7 protein-coding genes are annotated in these 6561 nt (G+C 69.7%); all 7 read left to right on the top strand.

What is annotated here, in order from left to right:
• Positions 1-115 precede the first annotated feature (115 nt).
• Genes I4Q55_RS43735 through I4Q55_RS43705 form a run of 7 tightly spaced genes read left to right on the top strand, consistent with a single transcriptional unit; the run spans position 116 to position 6491 of the window.
• On the top strand, positions 116-1471 hold the full coding sequence (locus I4Q55_RS43735) for a hypothetical protein (RefSeq protein WP_206796619.1): 1356 nt from the start codon (positions 116-118) through the stop codon (positions 1469-1471).
• A 14-nt stretch (positions 1472-1485) separates the two neighbouring features.
• Positions 1486-2334: a hypothetical protein gene (locus tag I4Q55_RS43730; RefSeq protein WP_206796618.1), complete on the top strand. Its 849-nt coding sequence runs from the start codon at positions 1486-1488 to the stop codon at positions 2332-2334.
• Entirely contained in the window at positions 2335-4602 is a 2268-nt protein-coding gene (locus I4Q55_RS43725; RefSeq protein ID WP_206796616.1) for a hypothetical protein, read from the top strand.
• 17 nt (positions 4603-4619) lie between these two features.
• Positions 4620-4937: a hypothetical protein gene (locus I4Q55_RS43720; RefSeq protein WP_206796614.1), complete on the top strand. Its 318-nt coding sequence runs from the start codon at positions 4620-4622 to the stop codon at positions 4935-4937.
• On the top strand, positions 4934-5896 hold the full coding sequence (locus tag I4Q55_RS50845; protein WP_206796612.1) for a LysM peptidoglycan-binding domain-containing protein: 963 nt from the start codon (positions 4934-4936) through the stop codon (positions 5894-5896). The genes I4Q55_RS43720 and I4Q55_RS50845 overlap by 4 nt, the downstream gene beginning before the upstream one ends.
• Positions 5893-6291, top strand: coding sequence for a hypothetical protein (locus I4Q55_RS43710; protein WP_242547803.1), 399 nt, complete (start codon positions 5893-5895; stop codon positions 6289-6291). Before I4Q55_RS50845 ends, I4Q55_RS43710 begins: the two co-directional genes overlap by 4 nt.
• Positions 6285-6491 carry a hypothetical protein gene (locus I4Q55_RS43705; RefSeq protein WP_206796610.1) on the top strand — a complete coding sequence of 69 codons (207 nt, stop codon included), beginning with the start codon at positions 6285-6287 and terminating at the stop codon, positions 6489-6491. The genes I4Q55_RS43710 and I4Q55_RS43705 overlap by 7 nt, the downstream gene beginning before the upstream one ends.
• The last annotated feature ends 70 nt before the right edge of the window (positions 6492-6561 follow it).

Genomic DNA, 6561 nt, shown 5'->3' with positions numbered 1-6561 from the left:
CCATCGCCTTCACGATCAATAACCGGCCCCGCAAGATCCTCGGCTGGCGAACCCCGGCCGAGGTCTTCGCCGAGCAGCTACGCTCATTACAAACACCCGGTGTTGCATCGACCGATTGAACTCGCCCGTGCAGCTCGCGCAGACCGTCGCGCCGCTGATCGAGGGGTTCGGCGGGCTGCTGGTGCAGGCGCTGCAGCTCGCCGCGCCCGCGCTGGGTGCGTTGCTGACGGCGCTGATGCCGCTGGTTGCTCAGCTGGGTGGCGCGTTCCTGCAGGTGCTGCAGGCTGTGCTGCCGCTGATCTCGGCGTTCGCGGGCTTGTTCACGTCGGTGCTGCTGGCGGCGCTCAACGCGGTCATGCCGGTGCTCCCGGTCGTCGTGCAGGTGATTCAGCAGCTCGCCGCAGTCATCGGCAGTGCGCTCGCCACCGCCACGCCCGTGCTGACGCAGGTCGGGCAGCTTGTCGGCCAGATCGCCGGACAGATCCTCTCGGCGCTGCTGCCGATCCTGCCTCCGTTGGCGGAGGCGTTCCTCTCGATCGTCACCGCACTGCTGCCGATCCTGCCGCCGATCTTGCAGCTGGTGTCGGCGCTGCTTCCGCCGCTGCTCGACCTGATCACGTCCCTGCTGCCGATCATCACCCAGGCCGCTGGCCTGTTCGCACAGCTGGTGACCGCTATCGCGCCGTTGATCACGCAGATCGCGCAGCTGCTGATGCCGATCATTCAGGCGCTGTTCGATCTGGTGAAGCCGATCTTCGCCGCGATCGTGAACGTGATCTCCGGCGCGATGCGCTACATCCAGGGCGTCATCGACGTGGTCACCGGGCTGATCTCGGGCAACTGGTCGCAGGCGTGGAACGGCCTGAAGAACATGGTCAGCGGAATTTGGCAGATCATCCAGGGCGTCGTGCGCGACGGGATCGGCGGCCTGCTGTCCTGGTTCGCGTCCTTGCCAGGCCGGATCCTCGACGCTCTGGGTGACCTGGGCGGTCTGTTGTTGGGGGCGGGCAAGAACATCATCCGCGGCCTCGTCGACGGCATCACCGCCGGATTCGGCTGGGTGAAAGACAAGCTCGGCCAGCTGACCAGCTGGATCACCTCATGGAAAGGCCCGCCCGCACGGGACCGGGTGCTGCTGTCCGGCAACGGGCGGCTGATCATGCAAGGTCTGCTCGCCGGGCTGCAGGACGGCGAACCCCAGATCCGCGACTACCTGACCGGACTCACCGAGTCCCTGCCGGTGGACGTCAGAGGAACTGTCACCACCAGCGCGACGCCGGGCCGGATCCCGGCTGGGTCGCCGGCCGCGTCCCCCTTCGGCCCGGGGACGCCAGCACTGGATCCGGCGTCGATCACGAGGGCGGTCACGGCCGGGGTGCTGCTCGCGCTCGACGGCGCCCGGTTGCGGGTCGAGGGCACCGGAACCGCCCGGCTGGTCAACGCGGTAAACCTCGCCAACGCCCGCCGCTGAGGAGGTGATGCGGCGTGGCGCAAAGCGACGTGTTCTGGCTGGGCCCGGCGGGCGGGTTACGGGCGCTGCCTTCGCCGTCGCTGGACGGGCCGCCGGAGATGGTGCCGGTCCGCACCGGCGGCACGCATCGGTCGTTGACCGGGCGCCCGACGCTCGACCGGCTCGGCATCCGCCGGACTTGGACCCTCACGTGGCCCTACCTCGACCCGGACACCCGCTCCTGGCTGAGCGCGCTCTATGCCGGGCTCGTTCCCGGGCCGCTGTGGCTGCTCGATCCGAGCGATCGGAACCGGTTGCCGGTCCAGGTCGCGACGGCGGGCGCGGTCGAGCACACCGCCGACGGGTTCACCGCGAGCACGGGAACGCTGGCATGGCAGGCCGCACCCGTCGTACCGACCGGCACGTCGACCCCGCTGGGGGCTTCGGCGTTGGTGTGGACCGCGACCGCCGCCAGCGGCGGAACCATGGTCACCCTGGACCCGGTGCCGGTCATGCCGGACGAGGTCGTCACCTTCGCCGCGTCGCTGGCCGCGACCGTGGCGGTCCGGCTGACCGCGTTCGTGCTCGACGCGAGCGGCGCCACGCTCACCACCGCGCAGAGCCCGGCCGCGACGCCGGGTGCATCCGGAGCCCGGATGTCCCTGGCCATCCCGGCCACGGCGGGCGCGGCGCTCATCCGTCCGGGGCTCGCGCTCGCGCAGGCCGGAGCGATCACGACGTCGGCGTGGTCGCTCACCACCGGGGACACCGCGCCCACGTGGTCCACCGGCGGCGGCGCGTCCACGGTGCTGCTCGATCAGTTGCCCTGGAAGTACCCCATCCCCGGGGCGTTCTCGACCACCCTCGTCCTGCTGGAGGTCTGATTGCGCAACCCCACCGACCCGGCGGCGGCACAAGCCCTCGCGGTCGCGGTCGATGCATCGTCCCGCACCCCGCGCGCCCGGCTGCGCGTGGACTGGAGCGGCACCGGCGGGTTCGACCACCCGCTGTCGGATCTGTCCACGGTGGCCGGAGAGATCACCGTGGAACGGCAGATCTCCGGAGACCTGCCGGAGGAATGCACGCTGATCGAGGGCTACACCACCGCCACCCTGTCCACCACCCTGGCCGGGCAACGCCCGTCCGATCCGCGCGACATCGCGCGAATGCTCAGCCCGTACCGGACCGACGCGACCCTGACCGATCAGCAGCTCGTCGACGCCGACATCACCTGTGATCTCGGGCTGCTGACCGCGACCGGGCGGGAGCTGCTGCGCCAGTTCACCGGCTCCACCCGAACCCTGACCCTGTCCAGCTCGAACCGTGCAGTCGAGGTCTCCGCTCTCGACCCGGCGGAGAAGCTGCGCGCCTCGATCACCCTGCCGCCGGTCGCTCAGCCGGAAGAAGAGGCGTACAACAGCACTGAATGGCCCTACCAAGCGCGGATCAACACGCAATGGGTCGTCGACTATGTGCTGCGGCGCAACGGAATCTACTCCTCACCGCCGCCCCGCACAGGATGTTTGTTCGCGGTGACCGGACACGGCGGGCTGATTGCCGACGTCGCTGCCGAGGCAGCCCTCGGCTTCGGCCAGGCCACCGACGCCACAGCGCCGGCGTTCATCGCCGGTCCGTTCGGGATGCTCGCCGCAAACGGCGCCGCGACGCTGTCCGCGAGCCTGTCCGGGTTAGCAACCGGCCCGTTCGTTCCCGGTACCACGGACATGGCGTATCTGTTCGAGTTCTGGTGCAAGGCCGGAGCCAGCAACACCTTCGCGCAAAGCCGGGACGGGCAGATTCTGCAGATCGGGTCGCAGTACGAGAAGCAGACCGGTGTCACCTATCAGGTCGGCATCAGCACTGCTGGGCAGCTGTGGTCCAAGTTCTACTCTGACACCAGCCTGGTGACGACGATCAACGGCCCGAAACTCACCGGCGGCGCTGCCTGGCATCAGGTCGGTGTGTGGGTTCGTTACCGGCCGAGCGCGAAGACGATCGAAACTCGCTGGCTACTCGATGGCGTCGTCGGCACGGTCACCACAACCACGGTCACCATCGCGTCCCTGACCACCAAGGAAGTCGCCTCGGTCACGGTGACCACGCCGGTTCCGGTGGCGTGCCTGCAGATCAGCAACGCCGCGCAGCCACCCGCCGACTGGGGCGCAACGTGGACCCCGCAGGCGGACATCGACGTCGGCCTGAACTGGATGACCGGGCTACCCGACATCGTCAACGCGGATTCCTTCGACGTGCTCAAGCAAGCCGTCGGCGCGGAGTTCGGCGTGGTCAGCTTCTCCGAAGACGGACGATTCCGGTTCCTCAACCGGGAAACCGTCCGCACCCTTGCCAGCCGCGCGCCCGTCGCCGACCTTGCGGCCGCCCGCGAGCTGGAAGAGCTGACACTGTCGACCTCTCTGGACTCGGTCCGCAACGAGATCACGATGTCGGTCACACCCCGACTGCGGCCATGGTTGTGGACCAACGTCTACGAAGCCGCGACCGTTGACGAGCTGGCCACGCCCACCGGGACGAGCACCCGAGTGGTCACCCTGCAAAAACGGGCGACCGTCGGCACCATCGTGCTGAGCACCATGACAGCCGCGACGTACCGAGACGCGACCTACGGCTACAACGACGCGTGCCGCGCCTACCGCGCCGACACCGAGGACGAGATCACCAGCAACCTGACCATCTCCGGCATCGCCATCGGCGGCGACCAGGTCAGGCTGACCTTCGTCAACAACTCCGGCGGCCCGATCCGCTACGGACTCGACAGCCGTACCCCGGCGTTCCGGCTCGTCGGCCACCCGATCAGCAACGCACCGACCCAGACCTACCGGGCCACCGACGCGACCTCGATCAGCCGGTACGGGCGCCGAACGCTGGCCGTGCCGGACAACCCGTTCCGGCAAACCCTCGCCTCAGCCCAGGCCATCGCCTCGTCCCTGCTGGCAGACCTCGCCAAACCCACCACCGTCCTCAAGGACATCACCGTCGTCGGTGACCCCCGCCTGCAGCTGCTCGATCCAGTCACCGTGACCGATCCAGCCGGGCTCGGCGGCCCGATCACCGCCGTGGTCATCGGCACCCGCCGCAGCCTCAACACCAGCGACGGCCTCACCGACCAACTCACCCTCCGCATCCGCCGCTAGCCGCCCAGGAGTCGCCCGTGACTCCCGAATGGCTCACCGCGCTGGCCGCCATCCTCGGCCCGCTCTCCGGCATCCTCGCCGGATTGTTCTCGGCCCGCCGCGCCGTGCGCACCGCGCGCACGACCGGTGAGCAACAGGCACTCGCGGCACTGCACACCGGATATCAGACGCTGCTCAACGACCGCGCCACCTACACCCGCGACGTACTTGCGGAACTCACCGCGGTCAAAAGCGAGCTTGCCGCGCTGCGCCAGGAAAACGCGCGGCTGCTTCTCGAAGTCGGCGCCCTGCGCGCCCAACTCGGACACCCACCTGAAGGACCTCCGACCTCGTGACCGACTACGGCATCGACGTCTCGCACTGGAACACCGTCACCGACTGGAACGCCGTGCGCGGCAACAACATCACCTTCTGCTCGTTCAAGCTCACCGAAGGCGCCGGCGGCGCCGACATCACGAGCCCGGCTCGCATCCCCGCCGCTCGCGCCGCCGGGATCGCGCTGGGCGGCTATCACTTCGCTCGCCGTGGCGACGTCGGCGCGCAGGTCGCCCACTTCGCCGACGTCCTGCGCGGCAACGGGCTCCTCGGCGGCGGCTCGCTCGCGCCGATGCTGGACATGGAAGCCGCCGAGCTGCGCGGCAACGCCAACGGATTCGTCGGCGACTTCATCGGTCGCCTGCGCACGGCCACCGGGGTCCGGCGCGTGCTGGTGTACGCGAACCTGGACTGGTTCCGCAACGTGCTGCGCCCGGACGAGTGGGCCGACGCCGACGTGTTCCTCTGGATCGCCCGCTACAACGGTGACCCCGGCAACCCCGGCTGGACGCATCCGCGACTCGCGCTGCACCAGCACACCTCGTCCGGCTCGGTGCCGGGCGTCTCCGGCCACGTCGACCGCAACGCCACCGTCGGCTCCTGGACGCTGGCCAACCTCACCCTCGGCGACACTGCACCGACCCCGCCGCCCGCACCTCCGGCCCCGCCCGCTCCGGCGGAGGAGAACTACACCGTCCGATCCGGGGACACACTGTCCGGCATCGCCGCGCGCTTCGGCACCACCGTGGCCGCCCTGGCGGCGCTCAACGGGATCGCGAACCCGAACCTGATCTACGCCGGGCAGAAGCTCCGCATCCGCGGCACCCCGCCGAGCGACCGCCGGTACCAGATCAAGCCGGGAGACACGCTGTCCGGGATCGCGCGCCGGTTCGGCACCACCGTGGCCGCGCTCGCCGCGCGAAACGGCATCGCCGACCCGAACCGGATCTACGCCGGACAGTGGCTGGACATCCCGTGACCGGCCACGGCGGCGGCTGGCTTCTCCTGCTGACGCTGCTCATCTGGCTGGCCTTCAAGACCGCCCGCGCCTTCGTGCGCGCCTACGACGTCCTCAACACCCTCCCACCCCGAGAGAAGGAGAACCGCATGACCACCCGCTACCCGCTGCGCGTCGCCGGATCGATCGTCGGTGGCCTCACCGCCCTGATCAACGGACTGGTCGGCTCCGGCCTGTTCACCACCATCCAAGGCAATGCCACCACCGGCGTCATCTCAGCCGTCCTCACCCTGCTCGCCGCGTTCGGCATCGTCATCTCCACCGAGCGCAAGGTCACCCCGCTTACCGACCCTCGCGACCAGTCCGGCCGTCCGCTCACCCCGGACACCCCCGCCGAGGGCGAGCGCGGATGGTAGGCATCCCGGCCGCCGAACCGGCGACACCCAGCGCCCGGGATCTCATCCTCAACCCCGAGCTCGTCCTCTCCTCAGAAGAGCTGGCCGCCGGCCGCGCCAACGTCGTCAAGGCACCGCCGCTGTCGGCGGCGCAGCTCGACCGGATCTCGGCCATCTTCCGGCCCATTGCCCGCCAGCTGGCCGCAGGCCACACCCTCTGATCCCACCGGAGGGCAGACACGACGGTGCCCCGGCCAGCCTTCGCAGCTGGCCGGGGCACCGGGTCGGAGG

The sequence above is a fragment of the Amycolatopsis sp. MtRt-6 genome (genome assembly GCF_017308975.1).
In the GTDB taxonomy this organism is placed as follows: Bacteria; Actinomycetota; Actinomycetes; order Mycobacteriales; family Pseudonocardiaceae; genus Amycolatopsis.
The sequence above is the reverse complement of the archived record's forward strand: the minus strand, read 5'-3'. Positions and strand labels throughout refer to the sequence as shown.